This is a genomic window from Pseudomonas sp. PA-1-6B, from assembly GCF_021609545.1.
GTDB classification, from domain to species: Bacteria; Pseudomonadota; Gammaproteobacteria; order Pseudomonadales; family Pseudomonadaceae; genus Aquipseudomonas; species Aquipseudomonas fluorescens_BV.
Genome location: NZ_WJZM01000060.1, coordinates 1 through 23,696, shown reverse-complemented (window position 1 = coordinate 23,696; position 23,696 = coordinate 1). Strand labels below are relative to the sequence as shown.

Genomic DNA, 23,696 nt, shown 5'->3' with positions numbered 1-23,696 from the left:
GCTTAAATCATCGGGTGCCCTTTAGGCCGTCATCGCAGGCAAGCCAGCTCCCACACTTGGAATGCATTCCAGACTGTGGGAGCTGGCTTGCCTGCGATGGCGCCATTATGACCTATGCAAAGGCTTGCTCAAGCGCTACACCCGCCCCGGTCAGTCCCGAATACGGCGCCGTCACCAGCCACACCGGAATACCTTTGAAGTAGTCGCTCATGCAGCCTTTGTCGCGAAAACTCTGGGCAAAGCCACTGTTGATAAAGAAGTCGGCAAACCTCGGTATCACCCCACCCACGATGTACACGCCACCGCGTCCACCGGTGGTCAAGACGTTATTGCCCGCCACCCGGCCCAGCCAGATGCTGAACTGGTCCAATACTTCCATGGCCACCGGATCGCCGGCCAGGCCCGCCGCCGTGATGGCTTCGGGGGTGTCGAGCACCGGCTCGTGCCCATCCACCGCACAAATCGCCCGGTACAACCGTGGCAGGCCGCCACCGCTCAACGCCGTTTCGGCGCTGACATGCCCGATCTCGCTGTAGATGTGTTGCCACAGCTGGGTTTCGCGTGGGCTGCTCAGGGGCAGGTCGACATGCCCACCCTCCCCCGGCAATGCTGCCCAACGGCCTGCGCCGAGGTCCAGCAAGGTGCCGACGCCGAGCCCCGTACCCGGGCCGATCACCACGGCCGGGCGCAAGGGCTCCGGCGTGCCTTCGCAGACCACGCGAAATTCGTCGGGCTTGAGTCGGGTCATGCCCAGGGCCATGGCCGAGAAGTCATTGACCAGCAGCAGTTCATCCACCTGCAGGACCTGGCAAAACGCGGTTTTGCTCAGGCGCCAGTGGTTGTTGGTGAACTTGAATTCATCGCCGCTCACCGGCCCGGCCACCGACAGGCACACCGCACCGATGTCCCCGATTTGCAGGCCTTCTTCTTTGAGATAGACCTTGATCGCCTCTTCAGGGCTGCCGTGATCCGCCGTGGCATGCACGCGGATCGAATGCAGTTCCTGATCCCGCCATAACGCAAAACGGGCGTTGGTACCCCCGATGTCACCGACCAGCGCAAGCTTCACTTAAGCGTCTCCAAGGCAGAGGTAAAGGCGCTGGCGCCCTGCTCTGCGGAGCTTGCGGCCAAGCGCATGAATGCAAACAACTCGCGACCGGCCCCCACGTTATTGCCCAACAGGCCCGTGGCAGGCGTGCGCGCTGCAAATACTTCGGCGTCCACCTTAAGCTCCAGGGTGCCGGTAACGCCATCGACGCGAATGATATCGCCATCCTGGACCCGCGCCAGCGGCCCGCCGCTCTGGGCTTCGGGGTTGACGTGGATCGCGGCAGGGATCTTACCCGACGCGCCGGACATTCGCCCATCTGTCACCAGCGCCACTTTGAAACCACGGTCCTGCAACACGCCCAGGAACGGGGTCATCTTGTGCAGTTCCGGCATGCCGTTGGAGCGCGGCCCCTGGAAGCGCATCACCGCGACGAAGTCTTTTTCCAACAGGCCGGCCTTGAAGGCATCGGCCAGGTCCTGCTGGTCCTGGAACACCACCGCGGGCGCTTCGACAACCTGATGCTCCGGCGCTACCGCCGAAACCTTCATCACGCCACGGCCAAGGTTGCCTTCCATCACGCGCAAGCCGCCTTCCGGCGAGAACGCACGGGCCACCGGGCGCAGGATGGTTTCGTCGAGGCTTTCGATCGGGCCGTCGCGCCAGACCAGTTCGCCATCCACCAGGAAAGGTTCCTGGATATAGCGGCTCAGGCCCTTGCCGGCCACGGTGTTGACGTCTTCGTGGAGCAGGCCGGCTTCCAGCAGTTCGCGGATCAGGAACGACATACCGCCCGCCGCCTGGAAGTGGTTGATGTCAGCCTTGCCATTTGGATACACGTGGGACAGGGTCGGCACCACCTCGGAGAGGTCCGCCATGTCCTGCCAGGTCAGGATGATGCCTGCCGACATGGCAATGGCCGGCATGTGCAGGGTGTGGTTGGTGGAGCCGCCGGTGGCATTGAGCGCAACGATGGAGTTGACGATGGACTTCTCGTCGACAATCTCGCCAATCGGCGTGAAGTTGCCATTGGCCTTGGTCAAACGCGTGACCTGGTGCGCAGCTTCGCGGGTCAACGCATCCCGCAGCGGCGTGTAAGGGTTGACGAACGAAGCGCCGGGCAAGTGCAGGCCCATGACTTCCATCAGCAACTGGTTGGTGTTGGCGGTGCCGTAGAAGGTGCAGGTACCAGGGCTGTGGTAGGACTTCATCTCCGATTCCAGCAGTTCTTCGCGGCTGGCCTTGCCTTCGGCATAGCGCTGGCGCACATCGGCCTTCTGCTTGTTGGAGATACCCGACGGCATCGGCCCGCCCGGCACGAAGATCATCGGCAGGTGGCCGTAGCGCAGCGCGCCCATCATCAGGCCAGGGACGATTTTGTCGCAGATGCCCAGCATCAGCGCGGCGTCGAACATGTTGTGGGACAGCGCTACCGCCGTGGACATGGCAATGACTTCACGGCTGAGCAGGCTCAGTTCCATGCCTGGCTCGCCCTGGGTCACGCCGTCACACATGGCGGGGGTGCCGCCGGCGAACTGGCCGACCGAGCCGACTTCGCGCAGCGCTTTTTTGATTTGTTCGGGGAAATGCTCGTAGGGCTGATGCGCCGAGAGCATGTCGTTATAAGAAGAAACAATTGCCACGTTGGCGGCATTCATCATGCGCAGGCTGTTTTTGTCTTCGGTGCCGCAACCGGCCACGCCATGGGCGAAGTTGGCGCATTGCAGCTTGCCGCGCATCGGACCGTCGCTGGCTGCGCCGCGAATGAGCGCAAGGTAAGCCTCGCGGGTGGCGCGGCTGCGGGCGATAAGCCGTTCGGTGACCTCAAGAACGCGGGGATGCATGTATAGAACTCCAGGCTAACGGATGTGGCGACCTGAGTGTCTATGCTGATCAAACGCCCACGGCTCATGGGATGGCAGGGGGTCGTTTGGATCATCGGACCAGTTGATTCAGGTCACTCGTTGTAGATTGAACAAAATATTGCCACTAAAAAGGCTTGTTTTCTATTTTTATGCGAATAATCTTGTAATTCTTACAACAAATCGACGACAGGCACTTTCCGATGACTCTTCGAATCGCAATCAATGGTTTTGGCCGTATCGGCCGTAATGTCCTGCGCGCACTGTATACCCAAGGCTATCGCCAGGATCTGCAGATCGTCGCCATCAATGATCTGGGCGACAGCTCGATCAATGCCCACCTGCTCAAGTACGACACCGTACACGGCACTTTCGACGCAGAGGTTGCCCACGATCAGGAAAGCCTGACCGTCAATGGTGACCGGATTGCCGTGAGTGCCATTCGCAACCCCGCCGACCTGCCGTGGGCTGCGCACAAGATCGACGTGGTGTTCGAATGCACCGGTCTGTTCACCGACCGTGACAAGGCTGCCGCCCATATTAGCGCCGGCGCGCGCAAAGTAATCATCTCGGCCCCGGCCAAGGGCGCGGACGCCACGGTGGTCTATGGGGTAAACCATGACATTTTGCGTCAATCCCACCAGATCATTTCCAACGCATCGTGCACCACCAACTGCCTGGCGCCGGTGGCCCAGGTGCTGCACCGCGAGCTGGGTATCGAAAGCGGCCTGATGACCACCATTCACGCCTACACCAACGACCAGAACCTTACCGACGTGTACCACACCGACCCGTACCGCGCGCGTTCGGCCACCCAGAACATGATCCCGAGCAAGACCGGCGCCGCTGAAGCGGTGGGCCTGGTGCTGCCGGAACTGGCAGGCAAGCTGACCGGCATGGCGGTGCGTGTACCGGTGATCAACGTGTCGCTGGTGGACCTCACCGTGCAGTTGAAGAAAGAAGCCACGGCCGATGAAGTCAACGCCCTGCTCAAACACGCCAGCCAGCATTCGAAGATCCTCGGCTACAACACCCTGCCGCTGGTTTCCAGTGACTTCAACCATAACCCGCTGTCGTCGATCTTCGATGCCAATCACACCAAGGTCAGCGGCAAGCTGCTCAAGGTACTGGCGTGGTATGACAACGAGTGGGGCTTCTCCAACCGTATGCTGGATAACTGCCTGGCGTTGTGCAACGCCGAGTAATCCCTGGGCTGGATTGTGTGAACTGGCTTTTGTGGGAGCCGGGCTTGCCCGCGATGCAGGCGACTCGGTCGTTCAGTCAAACCGAGATGATGCTATCGCAGGCAAGCCAGCTCCCACATAAGCCTGGCTCCCACACACTCTCCAAGGCATCTCAAAGTGCCACTTGCCATTTCAGTTGATGATAAGCATTATCATTAACTGCAAATCGGTCTGGTATCACTGTGAGCCAATCTCGCTTCAACCACGTCTTCCTCACCCAACGGGTGATCCTGCTACGAACTCTGCAACGCATGGTGCATAACCACAGCACTGCCGAGGACCTGTTGCAGGAAACCTACCTGCGCGTGACTCGGGCCCTCAGCGAGCGGCCAATCGACCACCTTGAACCCTTTGTCTACCAGACAGCGCGCAACCTGGCGCTGGATCACTTGCGTTCGCGCAGGATTCAGGCGCGTACCCTGCAGGAGGATGTCCCGCTGGATGTCCTGCAAAGCGTCGCCGCGCCGGCCAGCACGCCGGAGGAAGCTACCCAGGCCGAGCAGCTACTGGAGCACCTGAGTGTCAGCCTCGGCCAGTTGAGCGCCCGCCAGCAGCGGATTTTCATCCTCAGCCGTCTGCACGGTTGCAGCTATCAGGAAATTGCCGATCAGTTGGGTGTGTCCTTGAGCACGGTGCAAAAGGAACTCAAATTGATCATGGCTATCTGTGTGGGTGTGGCCGAACGGCTGGATCAGCCTTAAGCTTCACCCGACAGAGGTGTCGATCCAAGCTGTAGGAAAAATGAATAGAACGTGGCGAAGACCCGAGGAACACCGTGACGGACCCGAATAAACTGCGCCCCCATGCGTTGGCTCATGAGGTGTTGCAAGACGCGGCCATGGACCAAGCCCTCGATTGGCTGATCGCCTTGCAGTGCCCGCAACCTGGGCAGCAGGCCGCGTTCGACGCCTGGCTGGCCCAGGACCCGGCGCATGTCCACGCCTTCAGCAAGGCCCAGGCCGCCTGGGGTGATGCGCCGGTACACAGCGCCGCCGTGGCCCTCGCCGCACCGCGCAAGCCCAACGGCTGGCGCCGGATCAAACCGCACTGGAAACCTCTGGCCACCGCCGCCGTGTTACTGGTCGGCCTGTTCAGTTTCAGCAACCTGCCGGTGCGTTTGCAGGCCGACCATCTGACGGTGGTCGGCGAGCGCCAGCGCCTGCAACTGGATGATGGCTCCAAGGTACTGCTGAACACCAACTCGGCATTTTCCAGCACCATCAAGGACCACCAGCGCATTGCCCGCCTGTACCAGGGCGAAGCGTTCTTTGAAATAGCGCCCACCCGTGGCCTGCCCCTGGAAATCGACGCCGGCCCGGTGCGCGCCAGCGTGCGTGACACCGCCTTTGCCGTGCGCTACCTCAATGGCGAAGCCCAGGTTCAAGTGCAGCGCGGCGATGTCGACCTGAGCAACACGTTCGACGATGCCCGTGTGCGCCTGAGCGCCGGTGAAAGCATCCGCATCGGCCCAAAGGGTTTCGGCCAACCGGCCAAGCTCGACCCCAGCAAAGACCTGGCCTGGGTCCAGGGCCGGCTGGTATTCGAAAACTGCCCGCTGAGCGAAGTGCTGGCTGAGCTGCGCCGCTATTACCCCGGCTGGATCGTCAACAACAACGAGCAGTTGGCCAGCGTCGCCGTCACCGGCAACTACCGCCTCGACCAGCCCCTGGACGTGGTGCGCTCCCTGGCCCACATCACCTCGGCCAAGCTGTCGGAGTACCCGGCGCTGGTGATCCTGAACTAAATGAGAATTATTTTTACTCGATGTTAACCGGCGATACGTCTCGTTATAGCCAATGCAACTGATTCCTATTTGGTTCGGTTCGCAACTATAAGATTCGTATCCCGGAGCGCTCTCGATGTCCTCTCGTTTCAACCGCCGGTCTGCTTCGCCCGTTTTGTCCTTGCTGACCGCCGCGATCCTGCTGGCTGGTGCGCCCGTCATGAGCGCCACCGCCGCGGAACCTGCCGCTCGCAGCCACGCCAATTACACGTTCAGCATCGAACAGCAGCCACTGGTGTCGGCACTTAACGCCTTTACCGCAGTGACCGGTTGGCAAGTGGGCCTGCCGGCCGAACTGGGCCAGGGCGTATCGTCCCCTGGCGTGCGCGGCCCGCTGCCAGCGGAAAAAGCCCTCGAGCGACTGTTGGTGGGGACCAACCTGAGCTATCGCAAACTGGGCACCAACAACATCGTGCTGGAAAAACGTAGCGCCGGCAGCGCCCTCGCCCTGCAACAGGTGACCATCAGCGCCACCCGCAATGAACAGGATGTGAACAGCGTACCGAGCACCGTCAGCGTGCACGACCGCGCAGAACTGGACCGCCAGAACGTCAACAACATCCGTGAACTGGTGCGCTACGAACCCGGCGTCTCCGTCGGCGGCGCCGGTACACGCTCGGGTAACGCGGGCTACAACATTCGCGGTATCGACGGCGACCGCATCCTCACCCAGGTGGATGGCGTCGAAGTGCCGGACAATTTCTTCAACGGCCCTTACGCCAAGACCCGACGCAATTACGTCGACCCGGAAATCGTCAAGCGCGTGGAGATCCTGCGCGGCCCGGCCTCGGCCCTGTACGGCAGCAGCGCCATCGGCGGCGCGGTGAGTTATTTCACCCTCGACCCGGATGACATCATCAAGCCAGGCCAGGACGTCGGTGCGCGCCTGAAGACCGGCTACAGCTCCGCCGACGAGAGCTGGCTGACCTCCGGCACCTTCGCCGGGCGTGTGCAAGACTTCGACGGTTTGCTGCACCTGAGCCAACGCAATGGCCACGAAACCGAATCCTACGATGGCAACAACGCCACTGGCCTGGCCCGTACCGGCGCCAACCCGGAAGATGCGCGCACCACCAACGTGCTGGCCAAGCTGGGCTGGAACTACGGGGACGACAACCGCCTGGGCCTGACCTACGAGAAGTTCAAGGATGACCGCGACGTCAATCTGAAAAACGCAGTGGGCGGTCCGTTCATCGGTGGCCGGGGCATGAACCTGTACCGCGACCGTCGCGGTAACGACACCATTACCCGCGAGCGCTTCGGCCTGGAAAACACCTTCGCCCTGGAGTCGCCGATTGCCGACCGCATCAAGACCAGCCTCAACTACCAGATCGCCAAGACCGACCAGACCACCGCCGAAATCTACCAGGCCGGCCGTCGCGTCCTGCGTACCCGCGACACCCTTTACGAAGAGAAACAGTGGGTCTTCGACGCGCAACTGGACAAAGCATTCAGCCTCGGTGAAACCGAGCACCAGGTGACCTACGGCACCACCCTCAAGCAGCAGAAAGTCACCGGTTCACGCGAAGGCTCGGCCTCGTGCCTGGCCATTGGCGCCGGCTGCACCGCCATCGGCGCGCCGAGCCCGCAAGCGAGCGACAGCGTGAAGAAAGCCAGCGACTTCCCCGACCCAACCATCAACACCTACTCGCTGTTCGCCCAGGACCAGATCACCTGGGACAAATGGACTTTCCTGCCTGCCGTGCGTTATGACTACACCCGGCTCAAGCCCAAGCTGACCCAGGAATTCCTCAACACCGTCAACCCGACCGGCGCCTATACCGTCGATGGCAAAGACAAGACCTGGAACCGCGTAACACCCAAGTTCGGCCTCACCTATGCCCTGACCGACAACTACACCTGGTTCGGTCAATACGCCGAGGGCTTCCGTACGCCGTCTGCCAAAGCGCTGTACGGTCGCTTCGAAAACCTCAACCTGGGCTACACCGTCGAACCCAACCCCGACCTCAAGCCAGAAACCAGCAAAGGCATCGAAACCGGGATTCGCGGCAAATTCGACGAAGGCTCCTTCGATATTGCGGTGTACTACAACAAGTACCGTGACTTTATCGACGAAGACAACGCCGTGGTCGGCGGCACCGTGGAGCAATTCAAGGCGGTCAACATCAAGCGCGCCACCATCAAGGGCGTGGAAGCCAAAGGCCGCCTGAACCTGGATACCTTCGGCGCGCCGAAGGGCCTGTATACCCAAGGCTCGGTTGCCTACACCTACGGTCGCAACGACGACAATGGCGAGCCGTTGAACAGCGTCAACCCGCTCAAGGGCGTGTTTGGCCTGGGCTACGACCAGGACAACTACGGTGGCCTGGTGAGCTGGACCTTGGTGAAAAAACAGGACCGCGTCGACAGCACGACCTTCCACGCGCCCGACGGCGGCACCGATGGCCCGTTCAAAACCCCGGGCTTCGGCATCCTCGACCTGACCGCATACTACAAAGTGAGCAAAGACGTGACCGTCAACGGTGGCCTCTACAACCTCACCGACAAGAAGTACTGGAACTGGGATGACGTGCGCAGCTACGACAGCGTCGGCGAAGCCGGTGTGACCGGCCCGGCCAACCTCGACCGCCTGACCCAGCCCGGTCGCAACTTTGCGATCAACGTGATCTGGGACATCTGACCCTTCCGCCTCACCTCGCCGCCATTGCATCCACGGCGAGGTGAGGATTTTTTACTGTGCCGCGTCTTCTTGTTCGTCTAGTTGATAACAGCTCTCTTCAGGGCACCCAGGCGCTTCTCTTCTCAAGGATTTTTTTCATGACCGCTTCTTCCACCGCAGAACGCCCAAGCCTGCGCTCCCAACGCCTGAACCAGATCACCAACGAGCCGCACACCAAGCTCGACGCATTGGTGAAGGCTCACGCGCCGTTCGAAACCCAAGCCAACTTCGCCCGTTTTGTGGTGGCCCAGTACCTGTTCCAATCGGAACTGGTGGCCCTGTATAACGATGCCGAGCTGAACCAGATCATCCCTGACCTGGCCGCCCGCTGCCGCGCCGAAGCCGCCAAGCTCGACCTGGCAGACCTGGACACCGAAACCCCGGCCCCGGTTGCCGGCGCGGTGAACAACCCCAGCAAAGCCGAAGCTTTGGGCTGGCTGTTCGTCTCCGAAGGCTCCAAGCTGGGCGCTGCGTTCCTGATCAAGCGCGCCGTGGGCCTGGGCCTGAGCGAAACCTTCGGTGCGCGCCACCTGGGCGAGCCGGCCGGCGGTCGCGCCGAGGGCTGGAAGCGCTTCACCCGCACCCTCGACGGCCTGCAGTTCAGCGCCGAAGAAGAGGCTGCTGTGGAAAAAGGCGCGATCGATGCGTTTGTGCGCTTCACCGTGTTGCTGGAACAGGCGTACGCTAGCGCCCCAGAACTGGCGTAAGTGTTCTGGTAGACAGCGGTTCAATGTGGGAGCTGGCTTGCCTGCGATGGCGGTGGGTCAGCGCCAGATGTTTAACCTGATACACCGCTATCGCAGGCAAGCCAGCTCCCACACTTGGGTGCATTTCATGGCTGATAATGTGTAAACCTACCCACCAGAAAACTGCAGCATGACCGGAAAACCCCAATCCTCCTCCAAAATCGCCCAAGTCCTCTTTGGCCTGCTGGCCTACGTCAGCCTGGGGATCGGCTTGGTGGCGATTGTCATACCGGGGTTGCCCACCACCGAATTCATCCTGCTCGCCGCCTGGGCCGCCACCAAAAGCTCGCCGCGCCTCAGCGCCTGGTTGGAAAACCACCGCCTGTTCGGACCAATCCTGTCCAACTGGCGCAATGGCAAGATCATCGCCCGTCGCGCCAAGGTCAGCGCCACCGTGAGCATGTTGCTGTGCGCCGTGCTGATGCTGGTGATGCTCGATCACGGCTGGCCGGTGTACCTGGCGATTGCCGGGATGAGCCTGGGCAACCTGTGGATCTGGTCCCGCCCCGAGCAGCTCGCACGGCCCATCTGAGGCGGGTTGTAGGCGTTTTCCTACCGCTCATCGCCTGTTCCTCATGAATTGATTTGTGACGCCGATGTTTCAGGCATGACGCCGAATGGACTTGGCGCGTTTGCGTGCATTCCAACAAGTCCATTCGTGAGTGAACCTATGTTCGACACCCTCTCCATCCGCTTGAAAATCGTGTTGCTGTCCGGCCTGTGTCTGCTGGGTGTGATTGCACTGGTGGTCGGCATCAATATCTACAACACCAACCAGAACGATCGGCTGGTCAGTGACTCAAGCTCACGAATGCTCACCGCCAGCGTGGAGCAGTTGCTGCAATCCAAAGCGGCCGAACAGGCCGGCCACTTGCAGCAGACCTTCGGCGAAAACCTGCTGGTGGTCACAGCCCTGGCCGACCAGATCAAAGACCTGCGTCAGTTGGGCACCCTACGCGCCCTTGAAGCCGGGGCCCTGCGTGAAGAGCTCAACCGCAGCGTCAACACCGCGTTCGAGCGCAACACCAAAGTGCTGGGCATCTGGTTGTCGTTCGAACCCAACGGACTGGATGGCAAGGACAGCGAATTCATCGACGACAAGGCACGCGTTTCCAATGAAAAAGGCCGGTTTTCCAGCTACTGGAGTCGTGCTGGCGGCGAAGGCCAGAACACCATCATGGTCGAAGATGACCTGACCAAGACCACCCTCAACCTCAGCGGTACGCCCTACAACATCTGGTACACCTGCCCACGGGACACCCGCAGTACGTGCCTGCTGGACCCGTACGAAGACACGGTGGCCGGCAAACCGGTACTGATGACCACCATTTCCCTGCCGCTGATCGTCGACGGCAAAGTCATCGGTGTGGTCGGCGTGGACATCGCCCTCACCGCCCTGCAAGCGACCACCGATGCAGCGCAGAAAGACCTGTTCAACGGCGCCGCCCACCTGGAGATTCTGTCCAGCACCGGCCTGATCGCCGCCTACAGCGGTGAGCCAGCCAAAGTCGGCAAGAACCTGATCGACAGCCTCGGCGCCGAAGGCAAGGAGATCGTGCAACTGCTGGCCAATGATCGCCCGGTGATCCGTGAGCAGGACGACACCATTCGTGCGGTGTACCCCCTCAAGCCGATTGCCGGTGCCAAATCCTGGGGTGTGGTGATCAATCTGCCCAAAGCGGTGATGCTGGCCGACAACGAAAAACTGCAAGCCGTGCTCGACGAGGCCCAGGCAACGGGCACGCTCAAAGCCCTGCTGGTGGCCGCCGCCGCTGGCCTGCTGGGCTTGCTGTTGATCTGGCTGACCGCTACTGGCGTGACCCGCCCTATCAATAGCGTGGCCGCCATGCTCAAGGACATCGCCAGCGGTGACGGCGACCTCACCCAGCGCCTGGCCTACGCCAAGAAAGACGAACTGGGCGAGTTGGTGAACTGGTTCAACCGCTTCCTCGACAAGCTGCAGCCAACCATTGCGCAGATCAAGCAAAGCATCACCGAAGCTCGTGGGACGGCCGATCAGTCGTCCGCCATTGCGCGCCAGACCAGCGAAGGCATGCAGGTGCAGTTCCGTGAAATCGACCAGGTCGCCACCGCGTCGAACGAAATGAGCGCCACCGCCCACGATGTGGCCAACAGCGCCTCCAATGCCGCCAGCGCGGCACGCGGCGCCGACCAGTCGGCTCGCGAAGGCATGTCGATCATTGAGCAGAGCACCCGCGACATCACCACCCTGGCCGACGAAGTCAGCAAAGCCGTGGGCGAAGTCGAAGCCCTGGCGGTCAACAGCGAGCAAATCGGTTCAGTGCTGGAGGTGATCCGCAGCATTGCCGAACAGACCAACCTGCTGGCGTTGAATGCGGCGATTGAAGCGGCACGCGCCGGGGAAAGCGGACGTGGTTTTGCGGTGGTGGCCGACGAAGTGCGCAACCTGGCCAAACGCACTCAGGACTCGGTGGAAGAAATCCGCCTGGTGATCGAGCGTATCCAGAGCGGCACCCGTGGCGTAGTGGCGACCATGCACTCCAGCCAGCACCAGGCGCAGAGCAATGCCGGGCAGATCCATCAAGCTGTGCAAGCCCTGGGCAAGATCAGCGACGCGGTCACCGTGATCAGCGACATGAACCTGCAAATCGCCAGCGCGGCCGAACAGCAGAGCGCGGTGGCCGAAGAGGTCAACCGCAACGTCTCGGCGATTCGCACCGTGACCGAAACCCTCACCGGCCAGGCTACCGAGTCTGCGGCGATCAGCAGCCAGCTCAATGCGCTGGCCAGCCAGCAGATGAAGTTGATGGATCAGTTCAGGGTCTGACTCGGTTCTGAAAACACTAAACATCTGGGTGGGAGCCGGGCTTGCCCGCGATGCTGACAACTCGGTGTATCTGTGAAACCGAGTCGATGCCATCGCAGGCAAGCCAGCTCCCACATAGAGCAGAACAGTGGTGAATTACCGGCCGGGCCAGGCCTGGACGAACGGCGTCAGGTCTTCCTTCGGCGCCGTACGCGGCGGGTTCTGCGGCGTGCCCAGGTAGAGAAAGCCAATCACTTCTTCATTTGCCGCCAGCCCCAGGCCTTTGGCAACGTGGGCCGAGTAGGACAATTCGCCAGTACGCCACACCGCACCAATACCCTGGGCATACGCCGCCAGCAGAATGCCGTGGGCCGCACAGGCGGCGGCCAGCAATTGCTCGGACTTGGGCACTTTGAAATGCTCTTGCACACGTGCAATCACCACCACCACCAGCGGCGCACGCAGCGGACCGTTCTGGGCCTTGTCGATGGCGGCTTGCGGTGCGTCGGCATCCTGCAGGCGAGCCGCTTCTGCCAACAGCGTGCCCATCTGTTCACGGGCGCAGCCTTCCACGGTAAGGAAACGCCACGGGCGCAGTTGACCGTGGTCGGGCGCGCGCATGGCGGCGGCGAACAGCAGGTCGCGCTGCTCCTGGGTCGGTGCCGGGTCGAGCAAACGGGGCACGGAAACACGGTTGAGCAAAGCGTCGAGAGCCTGCATTGGCCACCTCCATAAAAAAATGTGCAGTCATTCTAGCGGGAAAGAATCGGGATGCCACCAAACGATAATTGCTCTTATTCAATCTGCCCTGCCCTGTTAGACTTTGCGCCTTAATTTTCTGCCCTCGTCCAGGAATCTCGATGTTCCGTGCGCTTTTGTACCTGCCTGCAGCGTTGATGGCTTTAAGCCTGACTGCTTGCGATGACGCCCCTCGCTTCACGAAAGCAGAGCCGGGTGAATCGCGGGCCGGTGGCGCGGCGACGGTAAACAAACGCGACCAGAACGCCTTTTCCCTGCCCTCGGCCAGCCTGGCGCCGACGCGGCGCCTGGACTTCAGCGTCGGCAACAGTTTCTTTCGCAACCCGTGGGTGATTGCGCCGTCCACCACCACGGCGCGCGATGGCCTGGGCCCGCTGTTCAATACCAACGCCTGCCAGAACTGCCATATCAAGGATGGCCGTGGCCACCCGCCACTGCCCGACGCACCCAATGCCGTGTCGATGCTGGTGCGCCTGTCCATCCATCCCTCTATTACAGAGCAGCCCGCCTACGCCAAGCTCATCGAACAGATCGGCGTGGTACCCGAGCCGGTCTACGGCGGGCAACTCCAGGACATGGCCGTGCCCGGCGTTGCGCCGGAAGGCAAAGTGCGGGTCGACTACACACCGGTCAACGTCAGGTTCAAGGACGGCACGCTCGTTGAATTACGCAAGCCCGACCTGCAGATCACCCAACTCGGCTACGGCCCGATGCACCCCGACACACGCTTCTCGGCGCGTATCGCCCCGCCGATGATCGGCCTGGGCCTGCTCGAAGCGATCAGCGATGCCGATATCCTGCGCAACACCGACCCCAAGACCGCCGACAAAGAGGCCATCCTGGGCCGCGCCAATTGGGTCTGGGATGACGCTCAGGCCAAAACTGTCCTCGGGCGTTTTGGCTGGAAAGCCGGGCAGCCCAACCTCAATCAACAAAACGTTCACGCGTTTTCTGGTGATATGGGCCTCACCACGTCCCTGAGACCCTTCGATGACTGCACCGACGCCCAAGTGGCCTGCAAGCAGGCGCCCAACGGCAATGGCCCGCAGGGTGAACCGGAAGTCAGCGATAACATCCTGCGCCTGGTGCTGTTCTACACCCGCAACCTCGCGGTGCCCGCACGCAGGGACGTTGATACGCCGCAAGTGCTGGCCGGCAAGAACCTGTTCTACCAGGCCGGTTGCCAAGGCTGTCACAAGCCCAGCTTCACCACCGCCGCCAATGCCGCCGAACCTGAACTGGCCAACCAGTTGATCCGCCCTTACAGCGACCTGCTGCTGCACGATATGGGCGAAGGCCTGGCCGACAACCGTAGCGAATTCAAAGCCACCGGCCGCGACTGGCGCACCCCGCCGCTGTGGGGTATCGGCCTGACGCAAACCGTGAGTGGCCACACCCAGTTCCTGCATGACGGCCGCGCCCGCAACCTGCTTGAAGCCGTGCTGTGGCATGGCGGTGAAGCCCAAGCGGCGCAGCAACATGTGTTGTCGTTCAATGCCGAGCAGCGTGCCGCGTTGCTGGCGTTCCTGAATTCTTTATAAGCTTTGCCCCACTTACAGAAGGGAGCTCGACATGTTTCGTCCCAAGTTGTTGTTCACCAGCCTCGCCGCCCTGGCCTTGGGTGCCTGCTCGCCCCAAGACCCGCAAGCAGTGACCTCGGCAGCCATCGCCAAGCAAGTGATCCTGCCGACCTACAGCCGCTGGGTTGAGGCCGACCGTCAGTTGGCCGTCAGCGCCCTGGCCTACTGCCAAGGCAAGGAAAGCCTGGACACCGCCCGCGCTGACTTCCTGCACGCACAAAAAGCCTGGGCCGAGCTGCAACCGCTGCTGATCGGCCCGCTGGCCGAAGGCAACCGGGCGTGGCAGGTGCAGTTCTGGCCAGACAAGAAGAACCTGGTCGGCCGCCAGGTCGAGCAACTGGTCAGTGCCCAGCCGCAGATCGACGCCGCGGCCCTGGCGAAATCCAGCGTGGTGGTGCAGGGCCTGTCGGCCTACGAATACATCCTCTACGACGCCAAGCCCGACGTCGCCGACGAGGCCCAGAAAGCCCGCTATTGCCCGTTGCTGATGGCTATCGGCGAGCGCCAGAAAGTCCTGGCCGAAGAGATCCTGGCCAGCTGGAACAGCACCGACGGCATGCTCGCGCAGATGACCAAGTTTCCGAACCAGCGCTACGCTGATTCCCACGAAGCCATCGCCGACCTGCTGCGCGTGCAAGTGACCGCCCTGGACACCCTGAAGAAAAAACTCGGCACCCCAATGGGCCGCCAGACCAAGGGCATCCCGCAACCGTTCCAGGCCGATGCCTGGCGCAGCCAGTCGTCCCTGCAGAGCCTGGAAGCCAGCCTCGCCGCGGCTCAGACCGTGTGGGTGGGCGTCGATAACAAAGGCCTGCGGGGCCTGCTGCCGGCGGACCAGAAGCCACTGGCCGAGAAAATCGACGCCGCCTACGCAGCGTCGCTGAAACTGTTCGCCAGCAACCAGCGCACCCTCAACGAATTGTTGAACGACGACGCCGGGCGCCAGCAACTCAACGACATCTATGACAGCCTCAACGTAGTCCATCGCCTGCATGAAGGCGAACTGGCCAAGGCGCTGGGCGTCCAACTGGGCTTCAACGCCAACGACGGTGACTGATGATGCTAAGGCGACAGGCTTTGGCGGTGGGCAGCGTGCTGCTCAGCGCTATCACCTTGGGTGGCTGGACGCTGTTCAAGCACAAAGACAAAGGCCCGCTGCTACTGTCGGCGCGCGATGATGCCGACGGCAAGCACTACGCTGTCGGCTATTGCCTGGACGGCAAGCCGGTATTTGCCACCCAGGTCGGCCAGCGCTGCCATGACATCATCAACCACCCGACGTTGCCGATTGCGTTGTTCGTCGCCCGTCGACCAGGCACCGAGAGTTACCTGATCGACCTGCGCGATGGCAGGCTGCTGCAAACCATCACTTCCAACGCCAACCGCCATTTCTATGGCCATGCGGTGATCCACAAGAGCGGTGACTGGCTGTACGCCACCGAGAACGACACCTCCGACCCTGGCCGCGGCCTGTTGGGTGTGTATAAGTTTGAAGGTGAGCGGCTGGTGCACAGCGGCGAGATATCTACCCACGGCATCGGCCCGCATCAAGTCTCGTGGATGCCCGACGGCGAGACGCTGATCGTGGCCAACGGTGGCATTCGTACCGAAGCCGAAAGCCGGGTAGAGATGAACCTCAATGCCATGGAGCCGAGCCTGGTGCTGATGCGGCGCGACGGCAGCCTGATCAGCAAGGAAACCCTGGCCCAGCAGATGAACAGCGTGCGGCACATGGGCATCGCCAGCGATGGCACCATCCTCACCGGGCAACAGTTCATGGGCCCGTCCCAGGAGCGTTCCGAGTTGCTGGCGATCAAGCGCCCGGGGCAGCCGTTCGTGGCGTTCCCGGTGGCTGACGAACAGTTGCAGGCGATGGGGCATTACACCGCCAGCGTGGCGGTGCACAGCGAACTGCGCCTGGTGGCGTTGACAGCACCTCGTGGCAATCGCTTTTTTATCTGGGACATGGACACCGCCGAACTGCGCCTGGATGGCCCCTTGCCTGACTGTGCGGGGGTGGGTGCGGTGGCGGATGGGTTTGTGGTGACATCCGGCCAGGGCCGTTGCCGCTTCTATGACTGCCGCCAGGAAAAGTTACTGGCCACACCACTGGAGTTACCGGCGGGGTTCTGGGATAACCACCTGCACTTGGTCTAAAGACCGACGACATCAAAATGTGGGAGCAGGCTTGCCCGCGAAGGCGGTGGATCAGTCGACACCTTCAGTGACTGGCACTGCCCCTTCGCGAGCAAGCCCGCTCCCACAAGGTCAATCGTTTCAACTTTGCGGCCTCATCGCTTGAGACATGCCGAACATGAATAACAGCAATTCATGGTCGGGCTTGGCCGCCACACTCGTCTTGGCAATGCGTGGCAGCAGGCATTGCCCGCCACCGTCTACCGCACTCAACACTTGTGTACGAGGTTGTTCCCATACCGCCAGGGCCAGGGCTGCAACACCCAATGCCCCGACCAGAAACAAACCTCGTGCTATTTCTAGCTTCATCTGGTTAAACCCTTGATAGCGCTGCCAAACGCCGTCTCGTAAAAGTAGCTGAGTTTTTTCCAGTCGGTATCATTCCACGACGAATGGCGACGCAATTGCAGCATGTCGTGGGACGCGGCCCGATAAGCGGTCAGGCGCTGGCGGCATTTCTCAAAGTCCAGCAAGGCCACTTCCACAGTCGCCGCATCAGGCTCACCGGTAACCCGCACGAAAATGTGCTTGATATACAGGCAACCGTGTTGCCAGCGACCTTTGTGCATACGGGCCAAGGTGCCGGCCAACTCTTGCAGCAGGCGCTCGTGGACCGCCTCGCCATACTGTTCGCGGCCACCGGCGGCGTACCAGTTTTCAATCTCGTCGAAACCGTCCAGGGACGCGGTGACCAACAGGGCTTTCCATTGGTGCTCCGGGTCGCGACGTGCTTCGCAAAACACCAGTTCCGGCACACGCACATCCAGCAAACGCAGGCCTTTGAGGGCATCGCGTTCACGCAGCACCGTCGGACGTCCAAAGGGGTGCAGCCAGCTGCGGTAAATGTGGCCGGTCTGGCGCTTGCAATAGAGCAAACGGCCGTTAGGACTTATGACCCGTTGCACGCCACTTTCACCACCACGTCGGCGGTTGGGTTCTTCCACCCATTCACCTTGCTGACGCCAGAAAAAATCAAATCGTTCTTCGGGAGCTACATGACTGCCTACTACGCACTCAACTGCCATCCTGTTACCTCTTGCGCAATACATACACTCGCCACATGGCGTAGAGCGGTATGAAGTCCAGGGATTCCTGAACACGGAAACCGGCCTGCTCGAATTCTGCCTCGACAGTAGCAGCCGGTAACACAAACCGGTTTTGGTAACCGTCTTGCTCACCTTTTTTGCGACGACGCACTTCGCTGCGCTTGCGCTTCCAGGCCTTGAAATTACCGTCTACCCACAGCGAAATAATCACGCTGTCGCGGGTAACACGTTGAAACTCGCGCAGTATTGTCAGCCTGTGCTCTGGCTCACCGATGTGGTGCATCAAGCGCATGCAAAAAATACTGTCGACGGAGTTATCTGGCAAATCGATATCAAAGGCAGAGGTCTGCAAAGGGCGTACCCGTTTCACCACCTCTGCCGGTTGGGCAGCGGTGGCGATCTTCAACATCGACGCCGAATTGTCAGCTCCGATAATCACACGGTTGGGTTTTTCGGCCAGCAACGGCCAGAAACGTCCAGCACCACACGGCAGGTCCAACACCAGCCCCGGCTCGCCGGCCATGGCCAGCGCACCGCGCGCCAACTGCTCGTCGCGTTTGTGGGACAACCGGCGAGCCAGATTGTCCTGATGCTTGAGCAAATATTTCTGCGCGTGTTGATCGTCGTACTTGTCAGAAAATTCCAGCTTGATCGGGGAAGGCATCTTACGTCTCCAGTAACTGATGCCTACGACCTTAAGCAACGAACTGTGATCAACAGGTCAACTCGTTGTGAAAATCTTGTCCTGTCCAATTGCATACATTTCAAGACTTTACAGAAACAATCAGTAGCACCGGGCCATCTTCGCCGAAAAGCAGGCAGTCTGCATCCGCAAAGCGACAGACTGAAAGGTCAGGTTTTGACTGGGTTGAGCTCCACATGAAAACGGCAGCCATTGGGCTCCATGGTGCTCAGGCTTACGCTCCAGCCCTGGCTTTCGCAGATCCGCTGCACCAGTGACAGGCCGAGGCCAAGGCCCTCGCCACGCTTCTCGCTACCGCGCACGAACGGCTCGAACATCGCTTCGCGCTTCTCTTCGGGGATGCCGACACCGGAGTCCTCCACCGTGAAACCACTGGGCTCCAGGGTCAGGCGGATAAACCCTTGCTCGGTGTAATGCAGTGCGTTGCGCAGCAGGTTGCCCATCACCGCATGCAAGAAGGTGGTGTTGTAGCAGGTGTCCAGGGGGTTGCCTGGCAGGTAGATCAACGTCAGGCCTTTTTTCTCGATGGGCTCGCGCCAGATACCGAGCAGGTCTTCGGCCACCTGGGTGAGGTTGCCTTGGGGTGAACTGGCGGCGTCGTCGTGTTTGGCGCGGGCCAGCATCAGGAAGGTTTGCACCAGCTCGCGCATTTCTTCACAGGCACGGGCAATGCGTTCTACTTGATTGCGACCGCGCTGATCGATGGCCGGGTTTTCGCGCAACAGTTCGCAGGAGCTGGCCAGGACCATCAAGGGCGTGCGCAGCTCATGGCTCACATCGCTGGTAAACAATTGCTCACGTGACAGCGCCTGGCGTAAACGCCCCAGGGTGGCGTCGAACGCCACCGCCAGTTCGCCCACTTCATCGGCGGCGTAATCCGGCGCCAGGGGCGGTGCCAGGCCCAACAGTTGGTCACGATGACGGACCTGGCGGGCCAGGCGCACCACTGGCGCCATCACCTTGCGTGCCAGCACCCAGCCGAGGAACGCCGCCAGCGCCAGGCTGAGTACGAACCCCACCAGTACCACCGCAAACAGCACGCGCTCACGCTCTTCGAAATCGCTCTGGTCTTGCAGCAATACATAACGCCGGCCGTCGACCACTTCGACCATGGCGTGGTACGACAGCGCCTCGCGAAACACCTCATGGAACCCCGGGTCCAGATGGCGCAGATCCTTGGGCAGTTCAAAATCGCCACGCCCGCCGCTGAAATAGAACAGCTGGTCCGGCTCTGGCCGGTGGCTCCAGTCTTCGACGCTGTCCATCAGCAACAGGCGCTGCAGGTCACCGCCCAAGCCCGCCGAGATCAACTTCTCCTCCACCAGGTGTACCGTGGCGATGATGCCGATGGCGAAGGCCCCCGCCACCAACGCGCTCATCAAGGCGAAGGCGATGATGATGCGCTGGGCAAGGCTTTGCTTAAACTCCATCACGACCCTCGGCCAGGCGATAACCCACACCGTGCACCGTTTGCAGCAGCGGTTTGGCGAAGGGCTTGTCGATCACTTGGCGCAATTGATGAACGTGGCTGCGCAGGCTGTCGCTGTCCGGGCAGTCGTCGCCCCACAAGGCTTCTTCGAGAATTTCCCGGCGCAGAACGTGTGGGCTTTTCTGCATCAGTACTGCGAGGAGTTTCAGGCCTACGGGGTTGAGCTTGAGCAGGCGCCCTTCGCGGGTGACTTCCAGCGTATCGAGGTCGTAGTTCAGGTCACCCACTTGCAGGGCACGACGCCCGCCGCCCTGGGCACGGCGCAACACCGCTTCGATACGCGCAGCCAGTTCCGACAAGGCGAAGGGTTTGAGCAGGTAGTCATCGGCGCCGGACTTGAAGCCCTGCAGCCGATCGTCCAGTTGATCGCGAGCGGTAAGCATGATCACCGGTGTGTCGCGCCGCGCGTCTTCGCGCAGGCGCTTGCACAGGGTGTAGCCATCGATACCGGGCAGCATGATGTCGAGCACGATCAGGTCGTAATGCTCGGTGGCCGCCAGGTGCAGGCCCGACAAACCGTCCTGCGCACAGTCCACTGTGTAGCCTTTGAGCCCCAGGTAATCGGCCAGGTTGGCGAGGATATCGCGGTTGTCTTCAACCAATAGAATTCGCATGGGCAGTGTCTCCGTACGCGGTAACGGCCGTGTTGGCTCGCGCAGCTTAAGGCCAAGCGGGGCTCAGGGATAGAGCGCAGAGCCCCGCCGATAAAGCTTTTCAACTGTTTTTAGAGCCAAACAAGTTTTTCACTATAGCTTCACAAACTGACTACAGCCTCAGGAAGAAGATCGCCCCCCATTGATCTAAGGAACATAGACATGGGTTTTTTCAAAACCGCGCCAATGCGTTATTTGCTGTTGATCACCGGTGCCTGGTTAGTGGTTTTCCTGCTCACCCGCAGTGTGCTGCTCATCACTCACCTGGATGAAGTCGGCGGCAACCTGCTGCCGGTGTTTGGCGTGGGTGTGCTCTACGACCTGGCCTTCCTCGCCTATGCAGCCTTGCCGCTTGGCCTGTATTTGCTGCTCTGCCCGCCAGCCCTGTGGCGCCGCCGTGGCCATCGCTGGTTCCTGCAAGCGGTGCTGACCGTCAGCCTGTTCGCCATGCTGTTCACCTCGGTGGCCGAATGGTTGTTCTGGGATGAGTTTGGCGTGCGCTTCAACTTCATTGCCGTCGATTACCTGGTGTACTCCGATGAGGTACTGAACAACCTGCTGGAGTCTTACCCGATCGGCAAGCTGCTGAGCCTGCTGGCAATGCTGGCGCTGATTCTGAGCGTGGCTCTGCGCAAACCCTTCAATGCCGCGATGGCAGCGCCATTGCCTCCACTGCGTGGCCGTGTGATCAACGCCCTGGGCCTGCTGGTGCTCGCCGGCCTCAGCCTGCAACTGGTCAGCCAGGACAGCCCGCGCACCCAAGGCGGCAACGCGTACAACAACGAATTGGCCAGCAACGGCCCCTATCAGTTCTTTGCCGCGTTCCGTAACAACGAACTGGACTACACCCAGTTCTATAAAAGCCTGCCGACCGACGTCGTCGCCAAGCAGTTGCGAGCCGAACTGAGTGAACCCAACGCCCGCTTTGTCGACCAGGACCCGCTGGATATTCGCCGTGCCATCGCCAACCCCGGCACACTGCGCAAGCCCAACATCGTACTGGTGACCATCGAAAGCTTCAGCGCCAAGTACATGGGCAGCAATGGCGATGCGCGCAACCTCACGCCCAATCTGGATGCGTTGCGCCAACAGAGCCTGTACTTCAATAACTTCTACGCCACCGGTACGCGCACCGACCGCGGCCTGGAAGCCATTACCCTGGCAGTCCCGCCGACGCCGGGGCGTTCGATCGTCAAACGCATCGGCCGCGAAAGCGGGTTCGCCAGCTTGGGGCAACAGCTCTCGGCCATCGGTTATGACAGCGTGTTTGTCTATGGCGGGCGCGGTTACTTCGACAATATGAACGCGTTCTTCAGCGGCAACGGCTATCGGGTGGTGGACCAGAGCAGCGTGCCCGAGTCAGATATCTCGTTCAAAAACGCCTGGGGCATGGCCGACGAAGACCTGTTCAAACAGACCTTGAAACTGGCTGACGCCGACTACGCCAAGCAACAGCCGTTCTTGCTGCAACTGATGACCACCTCCAACCATCGTCCCTACACCTACCCGGACGGGCGTATCGACATCAAGTCCGGCAAGGGCCGCGACGGCGCGGTGAAATACACCGACTACGCCATCGGCCAGTTCCTTGAGGCAGCGCGCCAGAAGCCGTGGTTCGATAACACGATCTTCGTGTTCGTCGCCGATCACACCGCCGGCAGCGCGGGCAAGGAAGACCTGCCTATCACCAACTACCAGATCCCGCTGTTTATCTACGCGCCCAAGCTGATCGACGCACGGGAGTCCGCCCAACTGGCCAGCCAGATCGACCTGGCGCCAACCTTGTTGGGCCTGCTCAACCTGAGCTACGAATCGACATTCTTTGGCCGCAACCTGCTGCAAGACAACCCATTACCTCCACGGGTGGTGGTGGGCAATTACCAGCACCTGGGTCTGTTTGATGGCAAGGACCTGGCAATCCTCAGCCCGCGCCAAGGCTTGCGTCGCCACGACCAGGCCCTGGGCGAGAGCCAGGAGCTGCGCGTCGGTAGCGATGACCCCTTGATTCAACGGGCGGTCACCTACTACCAGGCCGCCAGTTATGACTACAAACAGCAACTGCTGAGCTGGAAAGCGCCCAAGGAAGAGGCTCCAGTCTTAAGCAAACGCTAATCAAAAAGCCCCGTGCAGGTGAGCGTGGGGCTTTTTTACCAAGGTTCGAGATGAAATCCCCCTCCTCTTTACCGGTTTCCAAACCGCTTGATTTTTGGCTGTGCCTGGGCCTGCCTGCCAGCGCTGCAGTGGCCATGCTGTTACTGGAGCTAACGTCACTGGACATGGACCTGGCCAGGGATTTCTACAGCGCAGAGGCTGGCGGCTTCATCGGCCGCTATAGCTTCTTCCTTGAAGACATCCTGCATGACCGTGCCAAGCAACTGGTGATCCTGTTTTCGGTGCTGGCGATTCTGGGCCTGGTCGGCAGCTTCATCCTGCAGCGACTCAAGCCGTACCGCCGTGAACTGGTGTGCCTGGTGCTGTCGCTGGGAATGGCGACGGCGTTCGTGTCGCCATTGAAAACCATCACCTCCGTGCAATGCCCCTGGAGCCTCAAGGAATTCGGCGGCCAGGAAACCTACAGTGAACTGCTCAGCCCGCGCCCACCTACCGATAAACCCGGCCGTTGCTGGCCCGGCGGACATGCCGCCACCGGGTTCGCCTTGTTCGCCTGGTTCTTTGCCCTGCGGGATCGACGGCCGCGGCTGGCGCGCTACGCGTTCATCTTTGCCGTCAGCCTGGGCAGCGTGTTTTCAGTCAGCCGTATGCTGCAAGGGGCGCATTTCTTTTCCCACAATGTGTGGACAGCGATCTTTTGCTGGCTGATCTGCCTGGGGCTGTATTGCTTGTTGCTGTACCGGCCTTCACGGCAAGCCGTAATGCCGATCAGTTAAGCGAATGCAACGAAGATCCAATGTGGGAGCTGGCTTGCCTGCGATTGGCATAGGTATCTACATAACTCTGTTAGCTCAACGGTAACCACGATGCGAAGCGAGCTGCTCTTGATCTTGATCTGCTTTTGATCTTAGGCGCCCCGTTAAACCACGCTGGCCGGAATTCGACAGGGATTTGGGGGGTAAACCGGCAGGGATGCCGGTTTAGCCGCCCCGCGCCATGGATGGCGC

General features: G+C 61.0%; 20 protein-coding genes and 1 pseudogene. 13 read left to right on the top strand and 8 right to left on the bottom strand.

Annotated features, from left to right (window positions below):
• Positions 1–112 precede the first annotated feature (112 nt).
• A complete protein-coding gene (locus GIV35_RS22700) occupies positions 113–1,069 on the bottom strand; it encodes a glucokinase (protein WP_223024260.1) in 957 nt (318 codons plus the stop codon).
• Positions 1,066–2,892: a phosphogluconate dehydratase gene (edd, locus tag GIV35_RS22695; protein WP_014719752.1), complete on the bottom strand. Its 1,827-nt coding sequence runs from the start codon at positions 2,890–2,892 to the stop codon at positions 1,066–1,068. Before edd ends, GIV35_RS22700 begins: the two co-directional genes overlap by 4 nt.
• Before the next feature lie 221 nt (positions 2,893–3,113).
• Between edd and gap the strand changes: the two genes are divergently transcribed.
• The 8 genes and pseudogenes from gap to GIV35_RS27560 all read left to right on the top strand — a co-directional run bounded on the left by gap (position 3,114) and on the right by GIV35_RS27560 (position 12,172).
• On the top strand, positions 3,114–4,115 hold the full coding sequence (gap, locus tag GIV35_RS22690; protein WP_003193921.1) for a type I glyceraldehyde-3-phosphate dehydrogenase: 1,002 nt from the start codon (positions 3,114–3,116) through the stop codon (positions 4,113–4,115).
• A gap of 221 nt (positions 4,116–4,336) precedes the next feature.
• A complete protein-coding gene (locus GIV35_RS22685) occupies positions 4,337–4,855 on the top strand; it encodes an RNA polymerase sigma factor (protein WP_003193922.1) in 519 nt (172 codons plus the stop codon).
• 74 nt (positions 4,856–4,929) lie between these two features.
• Positions 4,930–5,898 (top strand): FecR family protein, encoded by a 969-nt coding sequence (locus GIV35_RS22680; protein WP_105228256.1) that lies wholly within the window; start codon positions 4,930–4,932, stop codon positions 5,896–5,898.
• A 115-nt stretch (positions 5,899–6,013) separates the two neighbouring features.
• On the top strand, positions 6,014–8,578 hold the full coding sequence (locus GIV35_RS22675; RefSeq protein WP_223024262.1) for a TonB-dependent receptor: 2,565 nt from the start codon (positions 6,014–6,016) through the stop codon (positions 8,576–8,578).
• Positions 8,579–8,715: 137 nt separating this feature from the next.
• A complete protein-coding gene (locus tag GIV35_RS22670) occupies positions 8,716–9,324 on the top strand; it encodes a biliverdin-producing heme oxygenase (RefSeq protein WP_213154177.1) in 609 nt (202 codons plus the stop codon).
• Positions 9,325–9,493: 169 nt separating this feature from the next.
• Positions 9,494–9,895: a YbaN family protein gene (locus GIV35_RS22665; protein ID WP_105228262.1), complete on the top strand. Its 402-nt coding sequence runs from the start codon at positions 9,494–9,496 to the stop codon at positions 9,893–9,895.
• A 75-nt stretch (positions 9,896–9,970) separates the two neighbouring features.
• Positions 9,971–11,314, top strand: a pseudogene (locus GIV35_RS27565) (PDC sensor domain-containing protein); the annotation flags it as partial.
• Between the two features lie 102 nt (positions 11,315–11,416).
• Positions 11,417–12,172 (top strand): methyl-accepting chemotaxis protein, encoded by a 756-nt coding sequence (locus tag GIV35_RS27560; protein ID WP_370706227.1) that lies wholly within the window; start codon positions 11,417–11,419, stop codon positions 12,170–12,172.
• A 135-nt stretch (positions 12,173–12,307) separates the two neighbouring features.
• On the opposite strand, the gene GIV35_RS22655 is transcribed toward GIV35_RS27560, so the two are convergent.
• Positions 12,308–12,871 carry an NAD(P)H nitroreductase gene (locus GIV35_RS22655; RefSeq protein WP_034128618.1) on the bottom strand — a complete coding sequence of 188 codons (564 nt, stop codon included), beginning with the start codon at positions 12,869–12,871 and terminating at the stop codon, positions 12,308–12,310.
• A 140-nt stretch (positions 12,872–13,011) separates the two neighbouring features.
• On the opposite strand from GIV35_RS22655, the gene GIV35_RS22650 reads away from it, so the two are divergent.
• The 3 genes from GIV35_RS22650 to GIV35_RS22640 are packed head-to-tail and all read left to right on the top strand — an operon-like array spanning position 13,012 to position 16,647.
• On the top strand, positions 13,012–14,451 hold the full coding sequence (locus tag GIV35_RS22650) for a di-heme oxidoreductase family protein (RefSeq protein ID WP_223024264.1): 1,440 nt from the start codon (positions 13,012–13,014) through the stop codon (positions 14,449–14,451).
• Positions 14,452–14,482: 31 nt separating this feature from the next.
• A complete protein-coding gene (locus GIV35_RS22645) occupies positions 14,483–15,547 on the top strand; it encodes an imelysin family protein (protein ID WP_020301348.1) in 1,065 nt (354 codons plus the stop codon).
• 2 nt (positions 15,548–15,549) lie between these two features.
• Complete coding sequence (locus tag GIV35_RS22640; RefSeq protein WP_236264624.1) at positions 15,550–16,647, top strand: DUF1513 domain-containing protein; 1,098 nt, start codon at positions 15,550–15,552, stop codon at positions 16,645–16,647.
• A 120-nt stretch (positions 16,648–16,767) separates the two neighbouring features.
• On the opposite strand, the gene GIV35_RS22635 is transcribed toward GIV35_RS22640, so the two are convergent.
• The 5 genes from GIV35_RS22635 to colR all read right to left on the bottom strand — a co-directional run bounded on the left by GIV35_RS22635 (position 16,768) and on the right by colR (position 20,538).
• Positions 16,768–16,995 (bottom strand): hypothetical protein, encoded by a 228-nt coding sequence (locus GIV35_RS22635; RefSeq protein WP_003193932.1) that lies wholly within the window; start codon positions 16,993–16,995, stop codon positions 16,768–16,770.
• Positions 16,992–17,711 (bottom strand): lipopolysaccharide kinase InaA family protein, encoded by a 720-nt coding sequence (locus GIV35_RS22630; RefSeq protein ID WP_019817333.1) that lies wholly within the window; start codon positions 17,709–17,711, stop codon positions 16,992–16,994. Before GIV35_RS22630 ends, GIV35_RS22635 begins: the two co-directional genes overlap by 4 nt.
• Before the next feature lie 4 nt (positions 17,712–17,715).
• A complete protein-coding gene (locus GIV35_RS22625; protein WP_105228270.1) occupies positions 17,716–18,396 on the bottom strand; it encodes a class I SAM-dependent methyltransferase in 681 nt (226 codons plus the stop codon).
• A gap of 188 nt (positions 18,397–18,584) precedes the next feature.
• Positions 18,585–19,865 carry a sensor histidine kinase gene (locus GIV35_RS22620; protein WP_034128621.1) on the bottom strand — a complete coding sequence of 427 codons (1,281 nt, stop codon included), beginning with the start codon at positions 19,863–19,865 and terminating at the stop codon, positions 18,585–18,587.
• A complete protein-coding gene (colR, locus tag GIV35_RS22615; protein WP_003208587.1) occupies positions 19,855–20,538 on the bottom strand; it encodes a two-component system response regulator ColR in 684 nt (227 codons plus the stop codon). Before colR ends, GIV35_RS22620 begins: the two co-directional genes overlap by 11 nt.
• Before the next feature lie 201 nt (positions 20,539–20,739).
• On the opposite strand from colR, the gene GIV35_RS22610 reads away from it, so the two are divergent.
• Both GIV35_RS22610 and GIV35_RS22605 read left to right on the top strand, forming a co-directional pair.
• The gene (locus GIV35_RS22610; protein WP_105228274.1) at positions 20,740–22,689 is read left to right on the top strand and encodes an LTA synthase family protein; all 1,950 of its coding nucleotides are present in this window, start codon (positions 20,740–20,742) and stop codon (positions 22,687–22,689) included.
• 50 nt (positions 22,690–22,739) lie between these two features.
• Positions 22,740–23,465, top strand: coding sequence for a phosphatase PAP2 family protein (locus tag GIV35_RS22605; RefSeq protein WP_236264620.1), 726 nt, complete (start codon positions 22,740–22,742; stop codon positions 23,463–23,465).
• Positions 23,466–23,696: the final 231 nt, after the last annotated feature.